The sequence below is a fragment of the Companilactobacillus jidongensis genome (assembly GCF_003946575.1).
In the GTDB taxonomy this organism is placed as follows: domain Bacteria; phylum Bacillota; class Bacilli; order Lactobacillales; family Lactobacillaceae; genus Companilactobacillus; species Companilactobacillus jidongensis.
Window position 1 is genome coordinate 14,010 of record NZ_RHOP01000009.1, and the last position, 26,151, is coordinate 40,160.

Annotated in this window: 30 protein-coding genes; 14 read left to right on the forward strand and 16 right to left on the reverse strand. The window is 36.5% G+C overall.

Features of this window, described 5'->3' with window-relative positions:
• The first annotated feature begins 166 nt into the window (after nt 1-166).
• The 6 genes from EKM68_RS07015 to EKM68_RS07040 all read left to right on the forward strand — a co-directional run bounded on the left by EKM68_RS07015 (nt 167) and on the right by EKM68_RS07040 (nt 3,968).
• Nucleotides 167-748 carry a TetR/AcrR family transcriptional regulator gene (locus tag EKM68_RS07015; RefSeq protein ID WP_164509379.1) on the forward strand — a complete coding sequence of 194 codons (582 nt, stop codon included), beginning with the start codon at nt 167-169 and terminating at the stop codon, nt 746-748.
• A 120-nt stretch (nt 749-868) separates the two neighbouring features.
• On the forward strand, nt 869-1,471 hold the full coding sequence (locus EKM68_RS07020; RefSeq protein WP_125589220.1) for an NAD(P)H-binding protein: 603 nt from the start codon (nt 869-871) through the stop codon (nt 1,469-1,471).
• Between the two features lie 21 nt (nt 1,472-1,492).
• Nucleotides 1,493-2,143: an NAD(P)H-binding protein gene (locus EKM68_RS07025; RefSeq protein WP_125589222.1), complete on the forward strand. Its 651-nt coding sequence runs from the start codon at nt 1,493-1,495 to the stop codon at nt 2,141-2,143.
• Nucleotides 2,144-2,254: 111 nt separating this feature from the next.
• A complete protein-coding gene (locus tag EKM68_RS07030) occupies nt 2,255-3,427 on the forward strand; it encodes a cation:proton antiporter (protein ID WP_125589224.1) in 1,173 nt (390 codons plus the stop codon).
• 53 nt (nt 3,428-3,480) lie between these two features.
• Entirely contained in the window at nt 3,481-3,699 is a 219-nt protein-coding gene (gene relB / locus EKM68_RS07035; protein ID WP_125589225.1) for a type II toxin-antitoxin system RelB family antitoxin, read from the forward strand.
• On the forward strand, nt 3,696-3,968 hold the full coding sequence (locus tag EKM68_RS07040; RefSeq protein ID WP_125589226.1) for a type II toxin-antitoxin system RelE family toxin: 273 nt from the start codon (nt 3,696-3,698) through the stop codon (nt 3,966-3,968). Before relB ends, EKM68_RS07040 begins: the two co-directional genes overlap by 4 nt.
• Before the next feature lie 41 nt (nt 3,969-4,009).
• On the opposite strand, the gene EKM68_RS07045 is transcribed toward EKM68_RS07040, so the two are convergent.
• From EKM68_RS07045 to EKM68_RS07075, 7 genes are all read right to left on the reverse strand, one after another.
• Entirely contained in the window at nt 4,010-4,468 is a 459-nt protein-coding gene (locus tag EKM68_RS07045; protein ID WP_125589228.1) for a GAF domain-containing protein, read from the reverse strand.
• A gap of 31 nt (nt 4,469-4,499) precedes the next feature.
• Nucleotides 4,500-5,411, reverse strand: a complete 912-nt coding sequence (locus EKM68_RS07050; RefSeq protein WP_164509380.1) for a DMT family transporter — start codon at nt 5,409-5,411, stop codon at nt 4,500-4,502.
• Nucleotides 5,412-5,480: 69 nt separating this feature from the next.
• Nucleotides 5,481-6,533 carry a YhdH/YhfP family quinone oxidoreductase gene (locus tag EKM68_RS07055; protein WP_318530724.1) on the reverse strand — a complete coding sequence of 351 codons (1,053 nt, stop codon included), beginning with the start codon at nt 6,531-6,533 and terminating at the stop codon, nt 5,481-5,483.
• A 70-nt stretch (nt 6,534-6,603) separates the two neighbouring features.
• On the reverse strand, nt 6,604-7,266 hold the full coding sequence (locus tag EKM68_RS07060; RefSeq protein ID WP_125589232.1) for a LysM peptidoglycan-binding domain-containing protein: 663 nt from the start codon (nt 7,264-7,266) through the stop codon (nt 6,604-6,606).
• A 290-nt stretch (nt 7,267-7,556) separates the two neighbouring features.
• The gene (locus tag EKM68_RS07065) at nt 7,557-8,258 is read right to left on the reverse strand and encodes a hypothetical protein (RefSeq protein WP_125589234.1); all 702 of its coding nucleotides are present in this window, start codon (nt 8,256-8,258) and stop codon (nt 7,557-7,559) included.
• Entirely contained in the window at nt 8,251-8,643 is a 393-nt protein-coding gene (locus EKM68_RS07070; protein WP_125589236.1) for a MerR family transcriptional regulator, read from the reverse strand. The genes EKM68_RS07065 and EKM68_RS07070 overlap by 8 nt, the downstream gene beginning before the upstream one ends.
• 17 nt (nt 8,644-8,660) lie before the next feature.
• Nucleotides 8,661-9,257 carry an NAD(P)H-binding protein gene (locus EKM68_RS07075; RefSeq protein ID WP_125589238.1) on the reverse strand — a complete coding sequence of 199 codons (597 nt, stop codon included), beginning with the start codon at nt 9,255-9,257 and terminating at the stop codon, nt 8,661-8,663.
• A 290-nt stretch (nt 9,258-9,547) separates the two neighbouring features.
• Between EKM68_RS07075 and EKM68_RS07080 the strand changes: the two genes are divergently transcribed.
• From EKM68_RS07080 to EKM68_RS07090, 3 genes are all read left to right on the forward strand, one after another.
• Nucleotides 9,548-9,997: a flavodoxin gene (locus tag EKM68_RS07080; protein ID WP_164509381.1), complete on the forward strand. Its 450-nt coding sequence runs from the start codon at nt 9,548-9,550 to the stop codon at nt 9,995-9,997.
• 77 nt (nt 9,998-10,074) lie between these two features.
• Entirely contained in the window at nt 10,075-10,416 is a 342-nt protein-coding gene (locus tag EKM68_RS07085) for a Rossmann-fold NAD(P)-binding domain-containing protein (RefSeq protein WP_125589242.1), read from the forward strand.
• Nucleotides 10,417-10,448: 32 nt separating this feature from the next.
• The gene (locus tag EKM68_RS07090) at nt 10,449-10,895 is read left to right on the forward strand and encodes a flavodoxin (RefSeq protein WP_164509382.1); all 447 of its coding nucleotides are present in this window, start codon (nt 10,449-10,451) and stop codon (nt 10,893-10,895) included.
• 34 nt (nt 10,896-10,929) lie between these two features.
• Here the strand turns inward: EKM68_RS07090 and gntK are convergent, their stop codons facing one another.
• The 5 genes from gntK to EKM68_RS07115 all read right to left on the reverse strand — a co-directional run bounded on the left by gntK (nt 10,930) and on the right by EKM68_RS07115 (nt 15,111).
• Complete coding sequence (gntK, locus tag EKM68_RS07095; protein ID WP_125589246.1) at nt 10,930-12,429, reverse strand: gluconokinase; 1,500 nt, start codon at nt 12,427-12,429, stop codon at nt 10,930-10,932.
• A gap of 34 nt (nt 12,430-12,463) precedes the next feature.
• Nucleotides 12,464-13,339, reverse strand: a complete 876-nt coding sequence (locus tag EKM68_RS07100; protein ID WP_125589248.1) for an alpha/beta fold hydrolase — start codon at nt 13,337-13,339, stop codon at nt 12,464-12,466.
• A gap of 88 nt (nt 13,340-13,427) precedes the next feature.
• The gene (locus EKM68_RS07105; protein ID WP_263853645.1) at nt 13,428-13,811 is read right to left on the reverse strand and encodes an IS30 family transposase; all 384 of its coding nucleotides are present in this window, start codon (nt 13,809-13,811) and stop codon (nt 13,428-13,430) included.
• Between the two features lie 9 nt (nt 13,812-13,820).
• Entirely contained in the window at nt 13,821-14,570 is a 750-nt protein-coding gene (locus EKM68_RS07110) for an SDR family oxidoreductase (RefSeq protein WP_125589253.1), read from the reverse strand.
• Between the two features lie 4 nt (nt 14,571-14,574).
• Nucleotides 14,575-15,111 carry a DapH/DapD/GlmU-related protein gene (locus EKM68_RS07115; protein WP_125589255.1) on the reverse strand — a complete coding sequence of 179 codons (537 nt, stop codon included), beginning with the start codon at nt 15,109-15,111 and terminating at the stop codon, nt 14,575-14,577.
• Nucleotides 15,112-15,218: 107 nt separating this feature from the next.
• On the opposite strand from EKM68_RS07115, the gene EKM68_RS07120 reads away from it, so the two are divergent.
• Both EKM68_RS07120 and EKM68_RS07125 read left to right on the forward strand, forming a co-directional pair.
• Nucleotides 15,219-16,106 (forward strand): LysR family transcriptional regulator, encoded by an 888-nt coding sequence (locus EKM68_RS07120; RefSeq protein WP_125589257.1) that lies wholly within the window; start codon nt 15,219-15,221, stop codon nt 16,104-16,106.
• A complete protein-coding gene (locus tag EKM68_RS07125; RefSeq protein WP_191987376.1) occupies nt 16,103-16,279 on the forward strand; it encodes a hypothetical protein in 177 nt (58 codons plus the stop codon). The genes EKM68_RS07120 and EKM68_RS07125 overlap by 4 nt, the downstream gene beginning before the upstream one ends.
• On the opposite strand, the gene EKM68_RS07130 is transcribed toward EKM68_RS07125, so the two are convergent.
• Entirely contained in the window at nt 16,268-17,374 is a 1,107-nt protein-coding gene (locus EKM68_RS07130; protein ID WP_164509383.1) for an IS30 family transposase, read from the reverse strand. The two genes, EKM68_RS07125 and EKM68_RS07130, sit on opposite strands and share 12 nt — an antisense overlap.
• Nucleotides 17,375-17,490: 116 nt before the next feature.
• On the opposite strand from EKM68_RS07130, the gene EKM68_RS07135 reads away from it, so the two are divergent.
• Complete coding sequence (locus tag EKM68_RS07135) at nt 17,491-17,832, forward strand: hypothetical protein (protein ID WP_125589259.1); 342 nt, start codon at nt 17,491-17,493, stop codon at nt 17,830-17,832.
• Nucleotides 17,833-17,877: 45 nt separating this feature from the next.
• Here EKM68_RS07135 and EKM68_RS07140 read toward each other — a convergent pair whose 3' ends face one another.
• The 3 genes from EKM68_RS07140 to EKM68_RS07150 all read right to left on the reverse strand — a co-directional run bounded on the left by EKM68_RS07140 (nt 17,878) and on the right by EKM68_RS07150 (nt 21,751).
• Nucleotides 17,878-19,032, reverse strand: coding sequence for a M20 metallopeptidase family protein (locus EKM68_RS07140; RefSeq protein WP_164509384.1), 1,155 nt, complete (start codon nt 19,030-19,032; stop codon nt 17,878-17,880).
• Between the two features lie 24 nt (nt 19,033-19,056).
• Nucleotides 19,057-19,662 carry a pentapeptide repeat-containing protein gene (locus tag EKM68_RS07145; protein WP_125589263.1) on the reverse strand — a complete coding sequence of 202 codons (606 nt, stop codon included), beginning with the start codon at nt 19,660-19,662 and terminating at the stop codon, nt 19,057-19,059.
• Between the two features lie 103 nt (nt 19,663-19,765).
• Nucleotides 19,766-21,751: a glucose PTS transporter subunit IIA gene (locus EKM68_RS07150; protein WP_125589266.1), complete on the reverse strand. Its 1,986-nt coding sequence runs from the start codon at nt 21,749-21,751 to the stop codon at nt 19,766-19,768.
• 242 nt (nt 21,752-21,993) lie between these two features.
• Here EKM68_RS07150 and EKM68_RS07155 point away from each other — a divergent pair, with 242 nt between their 5' ends.
• Together EKM68_RS07155 and EKM68_RS07160 are read left to right on the forward strand one after the other, a co-directional pair.
• Nucleotides 21,994-24,705, forward strand: a complete 2,712-nt coding sequence (locus tag EKM68_RS07155; RefSeq protein ID WP_125589268.1) for a glycoside hydrolase family 65 protein — start codon at nt 21,994-21,996, stop codon at nt 24,703-24,705.
• Nucleotides 24,706-24,780: 75 nt separating this feature from the next.
• Entirely contained in the window at nt 24,781-26,145 is a 1,365-nt protein-coding gene (locus EKM68_RS07160) for an MATE family efflux transporter (RefSeq protein ID WP_125589270.1), read from the forward strand.
• Nucleotides 26,146-26,151: the final 6 nt, after the last annotated feature.

A 26,151-nucleotide genomic window follows, 5' to 3' on the forward strand; every position in this document is an offset into this window, starting at 1 on the left:
TTCTCCATTCTATTTATGACCAGTGGTCACTTAATCAACGTTTGATACTATATTACCGTTCGTGTTTAAAGTCAATGACCATCGGTCAACTTTTTACTATAAATATGACCGCAAGTCATTGACTACCATAAATAAATGATTTATAGTACTTCTCGTGGTGATGAAAATGACAAAAAGAGAAATTGCTACTGCAGTAACTAGAGAAAATCTTATTGAAACTGCGGAAAGCTTATTACAACAAAAGGGATACGAAAAAATGTCCGTATCCGATATAACGAGAGCCAGCGGCGTTGCCAAAGGCACGTTCTATAATTACTTTAATAAAAAAGAAGATATTATCTTCGAATTGAATAAGCGTCATTTAACAGATCTGTCAGATAAAATCACGTATCTTTCACAAGAAGACCCAGTTGAAAGCATTCGCAATTATCTGAGTGAATTCTTACAGACCGTCGTTGATTCAACTGTCAATATGGCGCGACAATGGGTTCGATTTGTTGCCGCATCTTCCAATCAAGAGAAGTGGCAGTATGACAATGAATTATTAAAACGACTAATTCAAGAGTTGATCGACAATGGTAAATTAAAATCTAATACTCCGTTAGATGAATTATCATTATTATTAACTACTGAAATTTACGGAGTGATTTTCAGTTGGTGTATCTCTCCTGAAAATGTTGAACCAGTTGTGACGATTAATAAATTTTGTGACATGCAACTAAAATTATTATTGAAGCCTTACCTATAAGATTTTAATATTTAAAATGAATATGACTTTTAGTCACTTTTTTTTAAAAAAGTATTGCCTTAAAGTCAACATCAAGGTTTATGATAACCTCATAAATTAAAACAAAAGGAAGTAACAACAATGACAAATGTATTAATTATTGGAGCCACAGGTTCCGTTGGACAAACAACACGTAATTATTTTTTGGATAATACCAATGATAATTTAACGCTGATGTCACGTCACTCACAGCGATTAAATGCTAATGATAATCGTGAAAAAGCAATTCAAGGAGATGTGACTGACCAATCAATTCTAGGTGAAGTACTTAAAGGACAAGACGTCGTCTTCGCTGCATTAAGTGGTAATCTTGCGAAAATGGCAGATAGCATTGTTAAGGCAATGGACAATTCAGACGTTAAACGTCTCCTATTCATTACTTCGATGGGAATTTATGATGAGATTCCTGCATCAGTCGGTTCTGATGGAAATCTTTCATCCAATCCAATGTTGCAAACATATCGTAATGCCGCAGACATTATTGAAGCATCTGATCTAAATTACACCGTAATTCGTCCAGGTTGGTTCGACAATGGCAATGATACAAATTATGAAGTTACGCATAAAGGTGAACCATTCGGTGGACATGATGTTTCATTAAAGAGTATCGCCGACTTAGTAGTTAAACTATCACACGATCCAAAACTTGGTTCACATGACAGTTTAGGCATCAACAGAAAATAATATATATAGAAGGTAATTAATATGAAATTATTAATTTTAGCAGCAAACGGACAAATTGCTCGTATTGTTGAAGATAGAATTTTAACTGAAAATGAATTCCGAAATGTTGACTTAACGTTAGGACTACGTAATAGTGCTCGCTTATCTAACTTGGCTGATAACTCTCGAGTTAAGGTAATTGAAACAGATCTTGAAAATGCCGAGTCAGTCAACAAAGCAGTTGTCGGACAAGATATGGTCTTCGTTGCGGTAGTTGACCACGATGACGATAACAAAATGACTAAAAATGTTATTAATGCTATGAAAGAAAATAACGTTGATCGCGTTATCTTCACAAATATTCTTGGTATCTACAATGAAGTCCCTGGTGAATTCGGCCGTTGGAACCAAGCACAAGTATCAAGCGGTGAACAGGCTGCCATCGAATCTGACAAGTTATTGTCAGAATCAGGTTTGAAATACACAACACTTCGTCTGCCTTGGTTAAATGATCGTGATGAAGTTAAGTATGTCGTGACAACTAGGGATGAACAATATAATGGCGTTTCTGGTTCACGTCAAAGTGTCGCCGATGTTGTCTTACACATCGTAAAAGATACAAATTACGGTGCCAATGACAGTTTGGGTATGGCTGATCCTGATACGCAAGGTTTGGACCGTCCAGTATATTAAAAATTAAAAATCCAATCGACAAATATTCGATTGGATTTTTAATTATTAATAGAATTTCATTCTCAACTAAGCTAAACTCTTTAGTTAGAAACGCAAAAGAGGTTTTATCTTATGAGTAAGTTCTCAATTTTAATAACACTATTCGCCGCTCTAGCGACCCCACTAATAATGGCGCGCTTCAGAATAACCAGAATTCCAGGAACTGTTGCTGAAATAATTATGGGAATTATTATTGGCAAAACTGGATTCAATCTAATCCAACCAAACTCTACTTTGACTTACTTAGCTAATTTAGGTGTCATCATGTTGATTTTTTTAGGTGGGATGGAAATCGATTTTTCCTTATTTGAGAAAAAACCTAAAGGAGCTGAAAAATCTCCTTTAGGTTTGGCATTCGGTAGCTTTATGTCGGTGCTGATAATGTCAATAATCCTAAGTGTGGCACTATATTACAGTGGATTATTCAACAATATTATTTTGGCAACGATCTTGGTCAGCACAATTGCACTTGGTGTCATTATTTCATTATTAACAGAAGTAAACTTACTGGAAAATGAATACGGTCAGACGATGCTATTAATTGCGGCTATGGGAGAATTCATCCCCCTTGTTGCATTAACAATTTATTCAGCTATCCAACAAAAAAATTATTTTTCTGCATTTCTACTACCAGTTATTTTCATAGTTGCTATCTGGTTACTAAGGCGATTCAAGCGCGTTTATGCGTTCTTCGACAACATCGACAAAGCGACTACACAACTCGATATTCGACTGGCATTCTTCTTGATATTCACTTTGGTTACAGTTGCTCAACAGATCGGTGCTGAAAGTATCTTGGGAGCCTTCTTAGCTGGTGTGGTCATGAAATTACTCAATCCGAAAAAAGATACCCAAGAAAAACTCAGTTCCATGGCATATGGCTTTTTCGTCCCTATCTTCTTTATCGTTACAGGAGTCAACTTGAACTTAAGAACAATGTTCAAGGATCAAAATGCACTACTGCTGATTCCAATCTTCTTCATTGCCTTCATCTTGGCAAAGTCAATTATCTTCTTTGTCTTAAGACACAAGTTTGGCAATAAGCATTCATTCGGAGCTGCAATCTTAATGTCTACAACCATCACATTAGTATTACCCATCTTACAAGTTGGTCAAAATTTAAAAATCATTAATGAAGCTCAGAATGGCGCTATTACCTTAGCAGCTATTATTACCTGTATCGTCTGCCCAATGATTTTCAATAAAATATTGAGTTCTGACGAACCAGAACTTAAAGAAGCTTGAAGACTTCAATTGAAGTCTAAATCATGATATTATGTATCTGGAGGTGTAGTGCTATGACTGTTACATCATTAAGATTTAAAGACGATCAATATAAACAAGTTAAGAACTTAGCAAAATTCTATGGTATCTCAGTAACTGAATTTATGAGACAAACCGTACTTGAAAAAGTCAACGATGAGAATGATTATCAAGATGCTATGAAGAACCTTAAAGAAAGCCATGGCGAAACCGTTAATCGTACAGAAATACTTAAAAGATTAAACTTGAAATGAATAAATATACTTGGGAATTCGCAAAAAAAGCTGATAAAGAATTTAGCAAACTAGATAAGCAAGTTCAAATTAGAATTATAAAATGGTTAGACATGCATATCGAATCTTCTAACAATCCACGTGTTTGGGGAAAGGCATTAGAAGGCGACTTAGGAACACTTTGGAGATACCGTATTGGAAAATATCGATTAATAGCAGATATACATGACGATAAATTCGTAGTTGTAATCCTAAAATCTTCCAAAAGAAATGATATTTATAAAAATTAAAAAGAATGCAGAAATCATCCAAAATGGTTTCTACATTCTTTTTAATTTTCTATATGTGAAGCCAAAACCTTAACAAAATCAGCCAATTCAACTTCATTCGCTTCAGTGAATCTATCTAACGATGGTGAATCAATATCTAACACACCGATTTTTTTACCATCCTTAGTGATTGGAACAACTATTTCAGAATTACTAGCACTATCACACGCAATATGTCCAGGAAATTCATGGACGTTAGCGATACGATGGATGCTTTGATCTTTGTATGCTGTACCAACGACACCGGCTCCTATTTTGATATGCATACAGGCGACTTTACCTTGAAATGGTCCAAGGTCTAATTCGTCTGTCTCATCGTTGTACAAGTAAAAACCTGACCAGTTTAAATCCTCATAAGTATCATTTATCAAAGCACTGGCATTAGCTAAATTAGTTATCAAATTTGTTTCATGATATAATAGCGCATCTAATTGTTGATTCATAAGTGATGTTTCTGACATCTGAAATCCTCCTAATAATAAATATCAATTACTATGGTTTTCTGATCATATTGCGATTGATCAAATAACGCGTGACTATTCCTCGAATATCAAATTGAGCAATCAACGTGGCCATAATGATCAGACTCCCACCTATCACTAAATGTTGTGTCAATGGTTCAACGTGGAATACGACTGAAACTATATTGGCGAATAGTGACTCGGTCATTAACACCAATCCAGCCGTAACAGTGTCAGTGTATTTTTGACTAGTAACTTGAATCACTTGAGCTGCAAATGTCGCCACAATGCCCAGATAAATCACCGGTCCAATGGCGGCTCCCCAATTAATCTGTGGTAATTTACTATAATCAATTGTGAATGAATACAATATCCCACAAATTGCTTGAACAAATCCTAATTGAAATGCCAGAATCTGTGGACGAGCATTTTTAGTTGCATATCCATAATAAGTCATCTGCAAAGCATAAAATATTGCACTTAATACGGTCAAAAAATCTCCCATATGAAATTGCAGACCAGTCGAAATAATTCCCGTCAAAAATACCATTCCAAATATACATAATACAATAGATAGGTAAATTTTTAGTGGTGGAACTCTTTTGAAGAACAACCAAGCGATAAATGGTAATAAAATAACGTAAATCGAAGTTATAAACGAGCTATTACTTGGCGTCGTGTATTCCAGTCCCGTGGACTGCAGTTGCACAACAACAAAATTGAATATTGCACAGACAGCTCCAATCTTGAATTCTTTCCAGGTCATTGTTTTGACTACTCTTCGAAAAAAAATATAAACCAACGCTGCGGAGATTAATCCACGTAACGTATTAATAACTGACGGCGGCATATGACCCACAATCGCCATTTTGATAAATGTGTAACTAGTTCCCCACATGAAAGCAACCAGCAATAGATTTCTATTAGCTCGTGATTGCACCATCAAATCACCTGTTTCAATAAGTAATGTGATAATGTTAGCTTTTGTCAGGCTTTAGCGCAATAAAAAAAATTATATTTTTTCAGAAACTTTTACTATTGTTCGACCAAGATGTCTTCCCTGCTTTAATTGATCCAAAACCTGCGGAACTTCTTCAAGAATTACTTCATTGTATTTCAGGTTGTCAAAAATATGCCAATCATTAATAAATCGATTCCAAATTGCTGATCGAGATTCGATTGGATATTTTACCGAATCAATTCCAAACAAGTTAATGCCTCGAAGAATAAATGGCAAGACAGTGGTATCCAATTTAATTCCGGCAGCATTACCACACATAGTCATGCTTCCACCATAAGAAATCTGCGGTATTAATTCAGCTGCAACATACCCACCAACAGTATCGATAACAAAATCAAAACTCGACTTCTTCAGTGGTTTACCATCCGTTTTAATATCCTCAGGTCTAACAATCTTATTAGCGCCTAATTCCTTAGCAAGTTCAACTTGATAGTCTTTTCTTACCAAGGCATTAATATTATCAAATCCCATCACAGATAAGATTTGAACTGCAATACTACCAACTCCACCAGTTGATCCTGTTATCAGAACTTCAGGACGGTTGCTTACAGACATACCATTATCCAAAAGTTTGACAATCGCTAAAGCTGCAGTAAAACCGGCGGTCCCAAGCATCATTGCTTGTTTGCATGACATATTTTCCGGTAGCTTGACAATCCATTCTTCTGAAACTCTAACGTACTCAGACAAACCACCAGTGTGGGACATACCAAGATCAAATCCAGTAATTAACACCTTATCCCCAGACTTAAATTTACTATCAGCTGATGAGACAATAACACCACTAAGATCAATACCAGGAATCATCGGATAGTTACGAATAACTCCCCCGTGATTTTGAACTGCCAGCATGTCTTTGTAATTGAGTGAACTGTACATAACTTTTATAACTACATCACCTGAGGACAAATCATCCATGGTAATCTTTTTTACGCCATATTCAATTTGATCATTAAGCTTATCTACCACAATTGCTTTGAACTTGTCCATCATGACACCTCTAATTATATTTAATCTAAGAATATCATTAAATAACAAAAACATCAGAAATCCTTCCCGAGGATAACTGATGTTTTATTTAGTTTGTTTTTTTAAAACAACTGATTATTATTGATTAAACAACTTCAACAGTAGCTGAAGTTACACCGTATGAAGGAATTGATGCATTAGGCATAGCAACATCCAATTGTTGTGGATTGCTGTATGCAAATGTTCCTGTATCATTAACTGTTCTGTACATTACTGTACCGTCAGCTAGTGTAATCTTCAATTGTGTTCCCTTAGGGAATACTGAAAGGTTAGCAGCAACGCCACCATAACCCATGCTTGAACCTAATACAGCTGGATCATAGAAACTGATCTTGAATGTACCATATGATGTACCTGTTGTACTAGTACTTTGAGTTTGTGTAGCTGATTGTGTTGTAGCAGCTGGTGCTTGTGTTGCTTGAGTTTGTGTTTGTGTTGCTGTTGTGTCAACTGTACTTTCTTGTGTTGTTGTATCTGTTGTTGCAGCAGCATTAGCTGTAGCTGATGGAAGATAAACTGTTTCTCCTGGGAAAATCAAATCGAATCCACCGACTTCACGGCCATTAGCTTGCTCTAGTTCTGCAATTGTAATTCCATTATTAGCAGCAATACTCTTGTAAGTATCTCCTGCTTCAATTGTCACGCGAGTGCTGTCTACGGTGATCGCAGCTTCAGCAGTCTTTGCAGTTGCTCCCATTGCAGTTAGGGCTGTAGCACTTAATAGTGCAATAGATAATACTTTTTTCATAAATTAAAAACATCCTCATATTTTTTTTAGCTCTCAACGCTATGAGTGATACTATAACAGGCTTATGTTACATAAAAACTTAAATAGTATTACAAAAACTACCTTTTATGTAACATTGGTAACACAATTGCAACAATCAATAAGTAAAAACCTATCGTATCAATAAACACAGAGTACGCAAAATTTCAGAAAAATATTTATAATTTACAAGGTTTTTTGAAATTATTTTATATAAAATTACTACAAAAAGCAAAAAAGCCTATTTTATAGGCTTTTAACTTAATTCTATCTTATGAAAAATATTTCAACAATTCAAAACTCATTCTGATGAGTTCAAATGAATGTTGATTTTGTAATTTTTTCAAGGATAATCGGTTATTGTTTATTTTTCTCAATTCGTTAAGATCCTGAAATGCCTTAGCGACCAAGTTATATTCAAATAATTCAGACTTGAAATACGTTTCATAATGTTTGTCCTGTTCTACGAATGGTGGAGTATATGGTTTCTCCAATAACTTATCAAAGAAACTACTATCAAATTGCTTCCAATCATCACCTGGATAATCGAGGACCAAATCGGCCAACTTTGAACTCTGGGTGGCAATGAATGCCGTCATCAAGATCCAACTCAACTTCTGAGATATTTGCATTTTTTTGGCTAAAGCTGTTGCCAGGTAAATTTCGAATGAATACTTTGTGTCCTTGACGCCGTACTTCATTTCCAAATCATCAATTAACGTAAAGGCATTATCCAAATAAACATCTCCGCAAGTCTTTTCATTCATGAACTGATCCATAGTCTGCTGATCATAAATACTCAGCTTGCCAATATCAATCAAATCATCTAGGGATGTTTTAGCATCCCCCTTCAGACTGATGAGAACTCCCTGACTATCAAGTTTCAATGTCTGAATTATTTCACGACTACTCTTAGTCCATGGCTGAATCAGTGAATCATTCTTCATTACTGAATAGTAAGTTACATTAGACATTTTCTTTTTGGTTTTCAAGTTCCTTTTCAAATTTTGCTAAATGTTCATCATATGTATCGATCTTCATTGAGATTCGATCGTAAGTATTCTGCATATCATCAAGTTTTGACTTAATAAGTGCTTGTTGCTCTTCAAGAATCTCTTTACGACGAGCAACGGTCGAATCTCCTTTACCAAACAACGAAATATATTCAGCTAATGATTCAACTGACATGCCAGACATACGCATGCACTTAGAAAAATTGATCCAATTCTCATCTTCCTGAGTAAAATCACGATAACCGACACTATTGCGATGAACTGGTGGAATCAATCCTACTTTTTCGTAGTATCTAATTGTGGCTTCACTTAGTTCATATTTTTTTGCAACTTCTTTTATATTCATTTGTACACCTCTTTGGTTTAAGCTCGACTGATACCCAAGCTTTCATTTACATACAACGTTGGCTCGTTAATAATCCGAGTAGATAAATCAGCAACACTTCTTCTGGAAACATTTCTTCCTACAAAAGTTTCACCTTTAAATGTGATTTGATAATTCAAGTCAGTATTATTGTCATACCAACTTGGGCGAATAACGGTCGAATCCAAATCAGATTCTTCTACTATATCAGCCGCCTTACGATATGGAATCAAAACTGATTCTACATTATCACTGTCACCATCAGAATTTACTTCATTGTAAATTCCCATTGAACTGATCAAGATAACACGTTTTACCTCATTGTTGTGCATTGCATCGACGACGTTTTGTGTAATCAGTGGCAATTCACCAGTAACACTGATGAAGACAACATCTTGATTCTCAACTGCAACATTCAAATCATCCATCTTAGTGGCATCACCAGCAATGACTGTTTCACGCGACTCATCAATATCTCCTAAACGACTAGGATCTCTAACAAATAATGTTAAATGATTCTCACTTGAACTTAACAAGTCTCTTCTAACAACTGAACCAATTGAACCACTTGCACCAATCAATAATATGTTTTCCATTTAAATCACCTCATGCTTCCTTCTCTTTTTCCACTCTCTAACACGAGTTACAAAAGCCAGATTCCTGTGCCTGCTACAGATAGTGAGGTTACCAACCTCGTTGGCAACTTCACTATCTTAGGCAGTGCTCAGAATCTACCGGTTTTTTCCACTCTCTAAATATTAATATAAACCTTAAACCATACTTTAACGCAAGATATTTATATATTAAATTTTTTATTCCTAAAACTCTTGCCCTCAAGTCCACTCGAAGGTCTATTATGAAGTCGTATTTATGGGAGGACACACACATGAAATCAATCGTTATTTATTTTTCCGAATCTGGAAATACCAAAAAAGCAGCACAGTTCATTGCCCAAGAAACTCATTCAGATATAGATGAACTAAAACCTACCAAACCATACCCTGACAATTACGATCGACTTGTAGAAGTATCAGGTGATGAAATAGATAATAATATCCATCCTGCAATTGACAAGGATTTTAACTTTTCTGATTATAATGTGATTTATTTAGGTTATCCGACTTGGTACCATCAAACACCAATGATCATCAATAGTTTCTTCGATACTTATGACCTGTCTAACAAGACAATTATTCCATTCACAACCACTTACAGTAGTGAATTTGACGAAAGTAAACCATTTATCGAAAAAATATCCGCTACTAGAAATGTGAAACTAGCAACAGGGTTCCGTGCTAACTCAGATACCGAGATCAAAAAGTATTTAACTAAATAGCCAACAATGTGAAATTAATCACCCTTTCATAATCTTATTGGTTTAAAATATAAATATAGCTAATAAAGGAGCAGATCATGACTAACGTTTTAATTTTGGGAACGAAAGTAAAAGATAATTCTGGCATTTATAATTTATTCGATAGCCAAGCGCGAACTACTATTATAGGAAGAAACTTCTCTGACCGAAATATTCTAGATCAAGCTATGGAGAATCAAGATATGGTAATAGTTACTGTGGATGAGACTTCCAATATTGATTTAGTTCCAACGATTGTGGAATCAATGAAGATTTATCATGTTCATGATATTGTTTTGATCGATAACTTAGCCAACGAAAATTCACGGGTAGAAAATATTTCTACTGCGCTCTTAAAATTATCAGGATTGAATTATAAAATTTTGGATCCAATTGATTGATACTCTGTTCCGAATTAAAAGGAGGAATTACTTTGAAGTCTATTGTTATTTATTTTTCAACAACCGGAAACACCAAAACCGCCGCTGAATCTATTGCTAAGAAAACCGGCTCTGACATAGAAGAGCTAAAGGCAGTACAGAACTGGCCAACCAACTTTGATGACTTAGCAGCCTTGGCACAGAAACAACGTGATAGCAATGTACATCCAGAAATATCTAGTCAGATCAATTTGGATAACTACGACAAAATATACTTAGGTTATCCGACTTGGTATGAACAGCCACCTATGATCATCAACAGTTTCTTCGATAAGTTTGATCTTGAGAACAAAACAGTTGTGCCTTTCTCTACCAGTGGTTCAAGTACCTTTGAAATTACCGTTCCTTATGTCTATACCATGGTTAAAAATAAAAATATCAAACTAGATGATGGCTTCAGAGCTAATTCTGAAGATGAAATTACTAGTGGATTGAAATAAGAGTACTACAAAAAATGATGTGCAAAATTGCACATCATTTTTGTTTGTTTTGAAATTCAGCAATACATTTATACTCTGGTTCTAACGCCCTAGTAACTCTTTGCCATATTGGAAATAATTCCTGATAGACTTTGACATTTTTTTCGTTAGGATGGTATATATCCGTGGTTCCAACCATATCTTTGACTACCGATAGATTTTTAATATATCCTAAAGCACACATGCCCAACACAGCTGCGCCAAGACATGAACTTTCGAAACTTTCTGGAATAGTCACATCTTGGTCAAAAATATCAGCCAACATTTGACGCCACAATGCAGATCTGGCAAAGCCACCAGTGGCTTGAATTCTCGTCGGTTTACCAGTTATTTTTTCTATTAAACACATTACAGAATACAAATTAAAGACAATTCCTTCCAACGCCGATCTCACCATGTCAGATTTAGTATGCTGCCGCGTTAAACCAAAGAATGAGCCACGAGCATAGGCATTCCAAATTGGTGCCCGCTCTCCACCCAGATAAGGTTGGAATAACAATCCATTAGAACCAGCAGGCACGTGACTCGCTATTTTAGTTAAGTCATCATAGCTGACTTTTGCATCAAATAACTGATCACGAATCCAACGAAAAACAATTCCGCCATTGTTGACAGGACCGCCAACTACCCACTTATTTTTAGTTAACGCATAACAAAATAGTTTTCCATCTGGATCAATAACAGGCTTGTTAACTACTACTCGAACAGCTCCACTAGTTCCGATCGTCACAGCAACTACTCTCGGGTCAATCGCATCAACACCCAAATTTGAGAGAACACCATCACTTGCGCCAAAAATAAAAGAAACATCAGATTTGATATTAAGTAGTTTACCGTATTTTTGGTTGATACCACTGATACTAGCAGTCGTATTAACAACGTCAGGTAAACGTGTTTCTTCTATATTAAGTAGTTTCAAAACTGTAGGCTCCCATTGAAGATCAAAAATATTAAACATCCCTGTAGCTGAAGCAATCGAGTAATCAATTTTGTATACTCCAAATAATCTGAAGAAAATATATGACTTGATATCGATAAATTTCTTAGTCTGAGCGAATAAATCAGGACGATCATTTTTTAACCATAACATCTTAGACAATGGCGCCATTGGATGAATTGGTGTACCAGTCTTGGCATAGATTTTGGCACCCAAATCGGTAGCATTCAGTTTATCGGTATAATTAACCGCACGATTATCTGCCCACGTTATGGCTCTGGTTAGGGGATGATCATTCTCGTCCATCAAAATCAAACTGTGCATGGCAGTTGAAAAAGACACACCGCCTAATTTGCTAGCGTCAATACCATTCAGCACTTGCTTTAACACATTCAGTACTGCTTGAAAGATTTCTTCTGGGTCTTCTTCCGCCATACCTGGTTCAGTTTGAATTAGTTGATAACCCACGTCTGCATGTGAAATAATCGTACCTTGCAGATCATATAAAACACATTTAGTACTTGTAGTTCCAATATCTATGCCAATTATATATTTCACTATTAATCTCCGTATTTATATCAACGTAATATTATTATTTCTTCCACAAAAAATTAATTAATAACTTATCGACCGTTTTGTTCTCGTGTAATTTGCTGTGCTGAGCCTGTGGACCAGAAATCTTCTTCTCACGATATGACTTAGCACGTTCCGATACCAAATACTTTAATGACTTGGACGAAGCATTACTAACTGATCCATCAGAATGTGTCCCATCACCTTTATCACCATAAATATTTAATATATCCACTTGCTTATCAGGATAGATTTCTCGTAGTTTTAATAATTGTTTATAATCCGAATCCATTTTTTGGGGTTTACCATTGCTAGCAAGTTTCATCCTATTAGGCTCATCATTCATTCCTAATATTCCGTTGTAATGTCCTGCAATATCAACTTGTTTGATTATCTTAGGAAGTGATTTATCCTTACCATAATTCAACATATAATAAGCAATCGTCATATTTCCCATCGAATGTCCCACAACATTGAATTTCTTGATGTTATATTTTTTTTGGAGCAAAACTACTACTCGTTTCATCCAGCGAGCATCCTTTGAATAATTGCCATTCTTATTATCCAAATAATTTACTTCAACAATTGGATTCTGTGCATTCTTATTTATTTTACCATTCAATGTCACTTTTCCCTTAGAACTAACATCTGCACGAATTATAGTATCAGTTACACCATGAGATTTTGCATAATTAGCCATTTGTTCCTCAGAATGATAGCTTCCACCCCAACCATGAAAAAATAACGTTGGCACTGATGAATTTATGTAATCATTATTATTAGATTTTTTATTTAAACTTCCATATCCAATTACACCAAGTACTAAAATTATAATAACTATTGAAATGATTCTTTTTAATGTTTTACTCAAAACCCTTATTTTCCCCTTTTGCATATTACTTATAATATATTTTAATACTATTAAATCACTTTAGAGTAAAATTAAACAAAGCCGCAAATTGCAAGAACAAGTTAGCCACTTTTTAAAATACTGATTCCAAGGAATTTTCAGTTATTGGAGTTAGGCAGATTGTGTTTATTTCATTGCATTCTTTATTGAAGAGCTCAGTCGGTGTTTGATAACCGACAATCTTACGAGGCAGGTTGTTCAGTTTTTTAGCAGTTTGAGCAACCTCCGCAGGAGTTGCTTCGTCAAGAGATATTCCTTTAGGAAAGTCCCTTCGAACCATGCGATTGTGAACCTCGTTAATTCCACGTTCACTTGAAGTAAACGGATGTGTAAAGTAAACAGGAGCGATTGAATCCATTACTGATGTTAGGGTACTGAATTCAGGACCATTATCAGCAGTAATGGACTTGATTACTGATCCGTATTCATCAAAAATTGACATATGATTTCTCCTAATTTTTTTATTTTAAACTTCTTGTCCAGTAGGACGAATAACCATCTCATTAACGGCCATATTTGCTGGTGTATCAATGACAAAAGCTACAGCTTGAGCAATCTCTTCCGGTTGTAAAGCCATCATTTCAGCACCAGGTTGTTTCATAGCTGACTCAAGGCCCTCACGAACTTCATTATTATTAATTGATTTGAACGGCTCAGTGTTAACTGATCCGGGGGCAATAATCGTCGTCTTAATATTATTAGCATGCTCTTCTTGACGTAGGCCTTCCATAATCGCACGGATTGCATACTTAGTTCCTGAATAAGCTGCGTAACCAGGTAAAACTTCGTACCCTAAAACTGATGAAGTGGTAATGATATGACCACTCTTTTGTTTCTTCATGACAGGTAAAGCTGCGGCAATTCCATTCAGAACACCTTTGACATTAATATCCAACATATTTTGCCATTCATTATGTGCCAATTGATCCAAATTATTGACCGGCATAATTCCGGCATTGTTGAATAACACATCAACACGTCCATAAGCTGCAACAGTGTAGGCGATTACTTTCTCAACTTCCTCAGACTTAGTTACATCCGCTTTAAAGGCTTTAATTTCAGCGTCAGGATTCTGTTTTTGGATTTCTTCCAAACGATCCAATCTACGCGCTGCAATGCTTAATTTTGCACCTTTACTGGCTAACAAACGTACTGTAGCAGCACCAATTCCACTTGATGCTCCCATAATTACAACTACTTTATCTTTTAAATTCATAAAATTACTCCTTAATTGTTTTAATGATACGGGCTGGCACTCCACCAACCACGGTATTGGCAGGAACATTTTTGGTCACAACTGCACCTGCCGCTACGATAGCATTTTCACCAATAATCGTTCCTGGCGTGACGGTAACATTAGCGCCTAGCCAAGCATTATCATGAATATAGACCGGTTTAAAGCTCAAATGGCGTCTATCGTCAGGATTAGTACGATGATTAACAGATGTAATCGTAGTATTAGGTCCTATCAAAACATTGTCGCCAATATAAATTCCACCGAGATCAACAAACATTGAACAATTACTGATATAAACATTCTTACCGATATGGATATTTTGACCAAAGTCGGTATAAAACGGCAATCTAATTTCTGTAGTCTCATCAATCTTTTCATTGGTGATTTCACTGACGAATTCACGAATTTCTGGTTGCGTATGTGGCGAATCATTCAATTGTTGCACTAAAATTTGATTGCGACGATTGACCTTTTCAATTTGTTCATAGGCCTCTGTACCTACATCCATTTCTGATTTCATCTTAAGTACCTCTCTGATTGAATTCAGTATACAAAAAGATTATTATAATGTTAAATACTTATCATGAATCAATAACCATACCTTTTAATTATAATAGGAGCATATCAATGGATGTAAGAGTTTTACGTTACTTTATCGCCATCGCTCAAGAACAAAATATTTCTCGAGCTGCCAGTTTATTACACATTTCCCAGCCAGCTTTATCACGACAAATTGCTGATTTGGAAACTAATCTCGGTACGCAATTATTTATTCGAGGTAAGCGTCAGATTCAATTGACTCAAGACGGTTACTACCTATTAGAACGCGCCCAAGAAATTGTTGGTTTGGTGGATAAAACTACCTACAATTTGCAAAAACAAGACGTTGTCAGTGGAACTTTAGATATTGGAGCCGGTGAAAGTATTGCGATTCAGTGTGTCATGGATACCGTTCACGACATTATTCATAAATATCCCGAGATTCACGTCAACTTTACCAGTGGCGATTACACAATTATTGAATCCGCTCTTGATAGTGGGATTTTGGAATTCGGCATCATTATGGGCCATCACGAGTTAGGCAATTACAATACCTTGGAGTTACCAGATAAAAATCGTTGGGGTATTTTGATGCGCAAAGATGAACAATTGTCCACGCAAAAATTCATCCAACCAAGTGATTTGATTGGACGACCTTTACTAGTTTCTCATCAAATTAAACAACATCGTGACTTCAAAAATTGGAGCCAAGGTCTATTCGACCAGTTCAACTTCATAGGTACTTATAATTTGATTTTCAATGCTAGTTTATTAGTCAAAACTGGCGCCGGTATAGCACTAACATATGAAAATCTAGTTGATATCTCATCCGACAGTGACCTAACTTTTCTACCATTGTCACCGGAACTGACCGATCCGAATACTCTGATTTGGAGTAAGAAACGGACTTTACCCGATGTGGATCAGTTATTCCTAAAGACTCTTAAAGAAAAAATTGGAGAACCATCAAAATGAAAATTTACTTTGCAGCCTCAATTCGTGGCGGACGTGACGATGTTAAAATTTACAAGCAGTTGATTGATTTTCTCAAACAAGACAATCAAGTTTTGACAGAACATATTGGGGATTATTCTTTATCAGTAGCTCGCAAATTGCAAGAACAAGTTAGCCACTTTTTAAAATACTGATTCCAAGGGATTTTCAGTTATTGGAGTTAGGCAGATTGTGTTTATTTCATTGCATTCTTTATTGAAGAGCTCAGTCGGTGTTTGATAACCGACAATCTTACAAGGCAGGTTGTTCAGTTTTTTAGCAGTTTGAGCAACCTCCGCAGGAGTTGCTTCGTCAAGAGATGTTCCTTTAGGAAAGTCCCTTCGAACCATGCGATTGTGAACCTCGTTAGTTCCACGTTCACTTGAAGTAAACGGATGTGTAAAGTAAACAGGAGCGATTGAATCCATTACTGATGTTAGGGTACTGAATTCAGGACCATTATCAGCAGTAATGGACTTGATTACTGATCCGTATTCATCAATAATTTGATTCATTGTATAAGCTACTGAATCAGCGTCTCTACCATCAATTAGACGAATGATTTGGAAACGCGTCTTGCGTTCAATCATGGTCAAGATAACACTCTCCTGACCATTCCGAAGACCAACGATAGTATCAATTTCAAAGTGGCCAAACTCATTCCGTGTTTCCACTTCAATGGGCCTATCCTCAATACTTAGACCCAAAACATGTTTGTTTATTCGAACCACACGTTTTGGCAATTTACGAGACATTTTACTTATCAAGTCAATATTTCTAACCTCTAGTAATTGGGCATCAATGTACTTATAAAGTGTTTGGGTACAGACCATCTCGTCAGGTTCAAACAGGCCTGATGTTTTCGCACGGCCGAAGGCAGCGTCCAGTGACGAACCATCATCTTTAAAATGCCTCACGAAATAAGCAATGAACTCAAGAACTTGTGGCATCTTAATAGGTCTATGACACGCTTTACGTCTATCGACGTAGCGAGCTTGCGCTGCCTCAGGTATGTATTCGTCGTGATACTTAGTTATACCGTTGATTTTTTTGACTTGTCTGATTTCACCGCGCTTCAGTTCATTATTGATTGTTTGTGGACAAACACTTAGAATTTTCGCAATTTTGCGATTGGAATGTCCGAGTTGATGTAACGAGGCGATTTTCCCGCGCTCAATTTCAGTTAAATGGTGACCCTTAATTATATTTATGGTAATCTGTTCTTGCACCAAGGCGAAAACCTCTTTCATTGTTAGTGTCAGAACTCCAATGATACCTGATTTTTTCGTCTTGGTATTTTTTTATTCAATTTTTTTCAAGTGGCTAACTTGATTATAAAATTTGCCTTCAACTAATAGAATCAAGTGTGGCTATCGGTACAGATTTAGTGCGTCAATTGTTCATAACCAACTTAAAGGTCGATCAAGGTTCTTTCGATTTTAACAAACAATTTGCATCAATGTGTGTAGATTTAATTTCCAAAGCACAATTCTCAAATCAAATAAGAAATAAGCAAGATCCAAGGGAATTGTTTATAGCATCATCCTTTTTATTTACAGGGTATGAAGTATTTTGGGCAATAAAAAATGATGATAAAAATACTATTCAAAGTGTTATTGCTTCAATTGAAGTTATTTTTGATGTAAAACCAGAGTTTAAAAAATACGATAAATGTATTTTTAATACTATGATTTTCCCAACTAAATAAAAAGCTAAGTGTTCGCCATTCAGACGAACACTTAGCTTTTTAATTTTACAAACTCAAAATATACTTATGCAAAACAGCAACTGCTTTCCACAAAATATCTTCATCAATATCAAATCTACCATTATGCAGTGGATAACTCTTTTCATTTTTAGATTCAGCGGTAAATACAAAAAAGATACCTCGGGCATAATTGAAATAATCTGCCGCACTGTCACCAGACAAGTATTCACTAGAAACCAATCTTGATTCATTGCCGAATACTTCATCCCCAGAGCGTAATCCAATATCAACTAAATCTGCATCACTAACAATCGGTGGTATCGGTGGGTCAGTAATCTCCACTTCAATCTGTGCTCTCGTATTACTCTGAACTTTATCAATACCATCTAATAACAAGTCACGTAACTTTTTATAATCTGAAATTTTGATAGCTCGCAGTGTTCCATCCAACAATGTTTCATCTGCAATAACATTAGAAGCACTGCCACCATTGATTTTTCCAACACCCAATATAAAAGGCGAATTCGAAGAATATTCATGTTTAACTTTATTCATCAAATTCAAAATCTGACCTGCGACATCGATTGTATCGACACCATTATCAGGCAAAGCCCAATGACTCGAAACACCGGATATTTTTATCTTTATAGCACCAATGGCCGCTGACGATGCCCCTTTATTCAATTCCATCCCTAGCGGTGCATCGTTAGCAAAATGAAGCATCGTAAAATAATCAACATCGGGATGCTTCATTACTCCACCATTAATCATAATTTCAGTCCCTTTGCCATTTTCCTCGGCCGGCTGGAAAAATACTTTTACATTATTGTGTAATAGATTCTTATTCTCAACACACATTTTAGCTGTAACCAATACGGTTGCCATTATTGCATCATGTCCACAGGCATGCATCACTCCAGGATTTTGAGACTTCCAAGCAAAATCATTCTGTTCTTGTACTGCAATGGCATCCATTTCTGCACGCAAGGCAATAGTCTTACAATTAGGAATATTGGCCCAGATCATCGCAACGATACCAAATTCACCGACTCTGGTAGTTTCTAATCCCAAGTCATTCAGATAATTCTCAACAAATATTGACGTCTCCCTTTCATGCAAACTTAATTCTGGGTGACTATGCAATTGTCTTCTCAAACTAACTACTTCATTTTGAAATGCTTGATAATTTATTTTTGACAATATTTTTCTCCGTTTCAAACGAATTTATTCAACCTTGATGCCAAATAATCCAATCAATGTTGCGGCTTGATACTGATTCACAACCAATCCCCGTGCTAATTCGGGACTAATGATAATCGTCTCAAATTCTGATTCTTTGAAATCAAAACCTTTTAATTTGGTCTCACTGAAGTTAGCCTCAGTTAAAATTGATCCGGCAAATGAAATATTTTTCTTAACCTTCAAAGCTTGGAAAAAGCTACCATTCAAATCACAATTGATAAAGCTTATTTTTTCAAAACGACTCTCGGTAAAATTAACGTATGGCATTTTACAATCATGGAAATCTGTATTCTTGAAATACGCATTGTTAAAGTCAGCACCAGATAATTGCATACTACTTATCTTGCAGTTATACCAATTACTCTGACTAAAATCACTACCCGCCAGTTGACTATGATGCCATTCAACATTACCAAAGCTGACACGACTGAAATCAGTCTGTTCAAAATCACAGTGGTCGAATGTCACATCGGTATAATTCAATGAATCACCATACGACGTGAAATGACAATTTTTATAATAATAGCCATCTTCAATTTCACTCATATGTAAAGTTTTATCTGTTATTTTTTCGATTGGTTCGGTCATTTATGTTCACTCCAGTGGAAATCAATATACTATATAATATACAGTTTTATGACAACATAAAAAAGCTTATATCCAGACAAGGATTTAAGCTTTTGTTTTTGACTTAACCTTTATTAACAGCTGGTTCACGGCTACCAAGTCTTACCTTACCAACTTCATGAACGCTCTCTTCCAAATCTTGTTCCTTAAATCCGAACAAGTAAGTACATGTGAACGATACGACCAGAGCGGCGGCAGATGCAATTAAGTAACCTGTGAAACTTCCATCAATTCCTTTAGGATTGATGAATGATGCAAATCCGATAAGTGAACCCGCGAAGCCCCACATATCAACATGTAATAATCCTGTCAGCAATCCACCGACAGCACCACCAATGTTAGCTGTCCAGAAGATACGACCGTATTTCAAATTAATACCATACATGGCTGGCTCTGTAATTCCTGAGAAAGCTGAAATCGTAGCAGCACCAGCAATTTGTTTCATGCCAATATTTTTCTTAGTCTTGAGGAAAACTGCCATAACAGCGGCACCTTGGGCAACCATTGTTGCGGAGATAATGGCATTTAATGCACTGTGTCCTGTTGTAGCAATTTGATTGGCAACCACTGGAATAACGGCCCAATGTAATCCAAAGATAACCAAACATTGATAGAACGCTCCAATAATTAAACCTGATAATGCTGGACTGAACTTGAGCAGTGCGACGATTCCCATTGCTAGATAGGAACTTAATAATGTAATAACTGGTCCAACGATAACCAAGATAATCGCACTGACTACGAATACTTCAACTAATGGACTAACAATCATTCTAACCGTTGCAGCGATATGCTTCTTCAACCAAGGTTCAACGATTGATGCTAGCCAAGCAGCAGCAATCATTGGAAAAATCGAGTAAGTATAATTAGCCACATGAATCGGAATACCGAAGAAATCAGCGTTCATGTTCATTTGAACTGAACTAGTCTTTGAAGCTAATTGTACTAATGTCGGATACGCCAGAACCCCACCAATAACCCCGACAATTATTTGGTTAGCGCCCAATCTCTTAGCAGCAGTGAAACCTACCAATATTGGGAGGAAGTAGAAGACCGAATCTCCCATTGCATTGACTATCATATAGGTAGAACTAGTATCCGAAAGCCATTTAGCTGACACAATCAATGATAATAGTCCCTTGAGAATACCTGCTGCAGCTAGTAATCCAATAATTGGCATCATACTGGCGGTAATAACGCCAATTAATGAACTGAAATAATATTTTGTTTTAGGCCAGACACCTTTGGGTGCTGGTTCTTTTTTTGCCTTAGCTTCATTATCATTTGTACCAATTCCTGGTCCTAAATGATCAATAACTGCATCGAAGACATCTTCAACGGCTGGTCCGATGACAACCTGATATTGTCCACCGGCTTTGGCTATATCTAGAACACCATTGAGATTTCTGATTACATCATCATTAGCCTTAGATTCATCTTTCAAATAAAAACGTACACGCGTAATACAATGAATAACATTATCAACGTTACTTGCACCACCGACATTCTTGATAATGTCTTTTGCAAGTTCATCAAAATCGACTTTCTTCTTATTAGAAGTGTCAGGTATTTCTTTTTCGCCTTTAGCAAATGTACTAACAGTAGCTGCATCATCACCACCATCAATATTACCAACATGGACGTTTATTTCTTTGAGAATCTCTGCTGTATTAGTTATCGCAACGATGACATCTGTTGTCTTACCAGCCTTCTCAATCATGGAAACATCCATTGTCGCCAGTTGTTGACCAGCTTTAACTGTGTCACCTTCTTTAACAAATACATCAAACGGTTCACCATTCATCTCAACCGTATCGACCCCCATGTGGACTAATACTTCTAGTCCATCATCAGTATCGATACCGATTGCGTGCTTTGTACTTGCGACTAATATTATTTTCCCCGCAACTGGGGAAACAATACTACTGCCACTCGGCACAACTCCAAACCCATCACCCATCGCCTTTTCAGAGAACATAGGATCGTGAACATCTTTGATCTTCACGAGAACTCCGCTGACTGGGGAGAGCATGTTTATAGTGTTTTTCATAGTAGGACACCCTCCTAGCTCATATTTGTAAAAAACGGCAGATAAGTTGTAATCAAGAAGTTTTGTCTTATCCACCGTTTTTATTTACATGTATAAGATACTACGTTTGCAACATGTTTAAACATCATATTTGGATAAATATTTTTATGAAAACTGTACCATTTGTTTAAACAAATAAGAATATAATATCAATAAGATTATATGTGTTTAAACATGTATAAATATTTTATTGGAGGGTAATCATGACACCATTATATTTAACCGTCACTGATAAACATATTAAGTATTCATATGAAGATCAAAATACCACTGCGACTATTCAACAAGACTACAATATTAATCCTAAGCTTCCATTAACTGACAACTTCGTCAACTTCAAATCCAAACTGCCAGAATATTTTGACGTAATAGTTGTTCTCAATCCGATTGACGTTGAAATGAAAGATACTATCGTCAGTTGTAAGAATCAACCAATCGATATCGGATTATATATGGAGAATCTTTTTCGCATTCCAACTGTCGGAATTCATCAAGTTGCCAAACTAGGCTTAAAACAAGCCGCTTCGATCGAAGCCGAATATGCTGGTTGGCACCTGGACTACTACGGCTATGAAGATGGAAAAGCACAATATTCTCAAGAGGCCATGCAGACATTAGGAAACGGATATTTTGGATTACGTGGTGCCTATGTAGAATCCAAAGCCGACAAAAACAACTATCCCGGTACTTATGTAGCTGGTGTCTATAACCAACTAACAACTAGTATTAATAGTAAAGATATCGTCAATGAAGACTTAGTAAATCTTCCGAATGCCCAATACATAACCTTCAGTATCGATGATGCCGAGAAATTCAAACTCAACGGTAACGAATTGGAAAATATTTATCGTTCACTCGATATGAGAACTGGCTTACTGACGACAACCATGTTGTTACAACTCAAAAACGGTAAGCGTCTCAAAGTTGTCAGTCGTAAGGTTGCTGACATGAAAAACTATCATAGTTACTCATTGCAATACACTGTTCAACCACTAAACTTCTCTGGTGAAATGAAGATACACACTGAGATCGATGGACAAGTCGTTAATGCCAACGTTGAACGTTATAAGAATCTTGATAACCACCATTTGATCACTGACAAAACTCTAAATGATGACAATACTGCCATTCTGCTGGCTCACACGCGTCATTCAGATATCAATATTGCAGTAGGTTCAAAACTAGATTCCCCTAACATAGGTGATTTAAACATCCACACCGACAAGGCACACGACAAAGTTGCTCAATCAGTAAAATTCGAAGTTGTTGAAGGTAATTCCTATACCCTTGAAAAAACTGTCAGTGTTTATACTTCATTAGAAACAAAAGGTGATTTAGTTGAAGCTGTTAAATCACATTCATATCACAAAACCTTTGCTGATGCCGTCAATAATTCAATGGAATGCTGGCAAGATATTTGGAGCAATGAATATTTAGAAATCGATGGCGATATTACCTCTCAAAAACTGCTACATCTGAATGCCTTTCACGCCACCGTTTCGGCTCAACAAAATGTCAATCAAGATCTTGATGTTTCAGTTGGAGCCCGTGGATTACATGGCGAGGCCTATCGTGGGCATGTCTTCTGGGACGAATTATTTATTTTGCCATATTACAATCTCCATTATCCTGACCTAACTAAGTCACTCTTAATGTATCGTTATAATCGTCTTGGTGCTGCCAAAGAATATGCTAAATCAACTGGTAATGACGGGGCTATGTTCCCTTGGCAAAGTGGAATGACTGGAGATGAACAATCGCAGGTAATGCATTTGAATCCTATCACTAACCAATGGGACCCCGATAATTCTCGTAAGCAACGACATGTTTCACTATCGATTGCTTATAATATCTGGAATTACTACAGCATGACAAATGACGAAGACTTCATTCGTGATTATGGACTAGAAATGCTATTGAATATCACTAAGTTCTGGATCAGTATGACTGATTATAATAAGGAAACTGGTAAATATTCTATCTCTAATGTCATGGGACCAGATGAATTTCATGAAGGCTATCCTGAGAAAGAAGACAGTGGTCTGACTAACAACGCGTATACAAACATCATGACTAGCTGGGTCTTCAAAAAAGTTGAATACTTCTCAACTCATGAGTCACAGGAGATTCTCGATGATAATTATAAACGTGCTGATTTTTCCAAAGAAGACTTAGCGAAGACAAAGAAAATCAGACACAACCTCGAACTTGAATTTAATAAGGACAATATCCTCGCTCAATTCGATGGTTACTTCGATCTCAAACCAATTGATTTCGACTATTATCGGCGTCAATATGGAGATATATCCAGAATGGACCGTATCCTCAAAGCTGAAGGAGATAATCCCGATGACTACCAAGTAGCTAAGCAAGCCGATTCGTTAATGGCACTATACGCTTTGAGAGAACCAACTTTTTTTCACATAATGTCTGATTTGGGTTATGACATTCCAGACAAGCATGATTTCATAACAAAAAATATTGAATACTATCTAAGTCGAACAACTCACGGATCTACCCTCTCTAGAATTGTTTACGCAATGTTAGCACTCAAGGTCAACAACAATGATCTTGCCTGGGAACTCTTCTCTCAAGCACTAACCTCAGATTATTACGACATCCAGGGAGGAACGACGGCTGAAGGAATTCACTTAGGTGTCATGGGCGCAACTCTTAATGTCGTTACTTGCTTCTTTGCCGGCATTGATTATCGTGGACCTGAACTAGAAATCGACCCACATGTTCCTGATGCTTGGCAGAGTATCAAGTTCAATATGTCATTCAAAGGAACTCGCTTCTATTTCACCGTCACCCACGACCAGGTACGTGTCATCCCTGATGATGACATCGTCGTAGTTTTCAAAGGTAACAAGATTCAATTAGATGCTCACAAAGAAAAAATGTTAAATTATTAAAACAAATTTATTGAATAACCGTCACAAAAGTATATGATAGAATGACTGTGATTACTTTTGAGGGGGTTATTTTTTGTGACTGATTTAACAACTGGAAGGCCTATCAAAGTTATCTTTCTATACACAATTCCTTTGTTATTAGGTAACTTCTTCCAACAATTTTATAATTTTATCGACACTTTGATCGTTGGTAAAACCATCAGTGTCAATGCTCTAGCCAGTGTTGGTGCCACTGGTGGCTTAACTAGTTTGGTCATTGGTTTTGCAATGGGCATGACGAGTGGTTTGACAATTCTTACTGCTAGACGTTACGGTGCTGGCGATGAAAGAGGTGTGACCAAGAGTTTTGCATCCGGTATCTTGATCTCGCTATTCATCACGGTTATCTTCACCGCTGTGGCCATGTTAATAGCTTATCCATTACTGGTAATTATGCAGACGCCAAAAGTTCTTTTGCATAATGCCTTTGTATTTTTGGAAATAATCTTTGCCGGAATTTTTGCCTTTGTCGGATTTGATTTCTTAGGCAATACCATGCGAGCACTTGGAAATTCCCGTGTACCACTGTTCTTTTTGATGGTAAGTACTGTTCTGAATATTCTTTTAGAATTAGTATTTATTCTCTACTTACACATGGGAGTTGCTGGAGCTGGTTTAGCAACCGTCTTAGCACAAACGATCACGATGGTTATTCTGTGGTTCTATATTAGAAAAAAAATTCCGTACTTAGTAATTGGTTTTTCGGACTTTAAAATTGATAAAGATGAACTGAAAGAATTACTGAGAATGAGTTTGCCAATGGGATTCCAATCATCAATAATTGCTATCGGCTCAATCATTCTACAATTCATGCTCAATACGTTGGGCGCTCAAGCAGTCGCTGCTTATACTGTCGCAGGTAGAGTTGAACAAATTGCTACTTTACCAGCAATGAGTTTTGGGATTGCCTTAGTCAATTACACTGCTCAGAACCTTGGAGCTAAGCACTATTCAAGAATTTTGGAGGGTGTAAAAAAAGGCCTGATCATGTCAATTACCTCAAGTGTTATTATTGGAGCGCTATTAGTCTTATTTGGTCGAAATATTTCGCACTTGTTTATGAATGGTCCAGAAACACACGTCTTGAACTTGATTCAAATTTACTACTGGTTCAACGGTACCATGTACTTCATGCTCTCGATCCTGTTCATCGTCAGATACACTCTACAAGGATTGGGTAACCAAAAAGCACCGACTATTGCCGGTGTAGCGGAACTACTAATGAGAATTTTTGCCAGTGTCGTCATGATTCGCTTCTTCGGATTCTACGGTGCTGCAATGGCTAGTCCTTTGGCTTGGATCGGTTCAGTCTTAGTTCTAGTAAGTACTTGGAAAATCGAACTAAATCGTCTTAGAAAACTCCAAGATGAATCAGAACAAATCAAAAATGTAACAGATTAAAAAGAA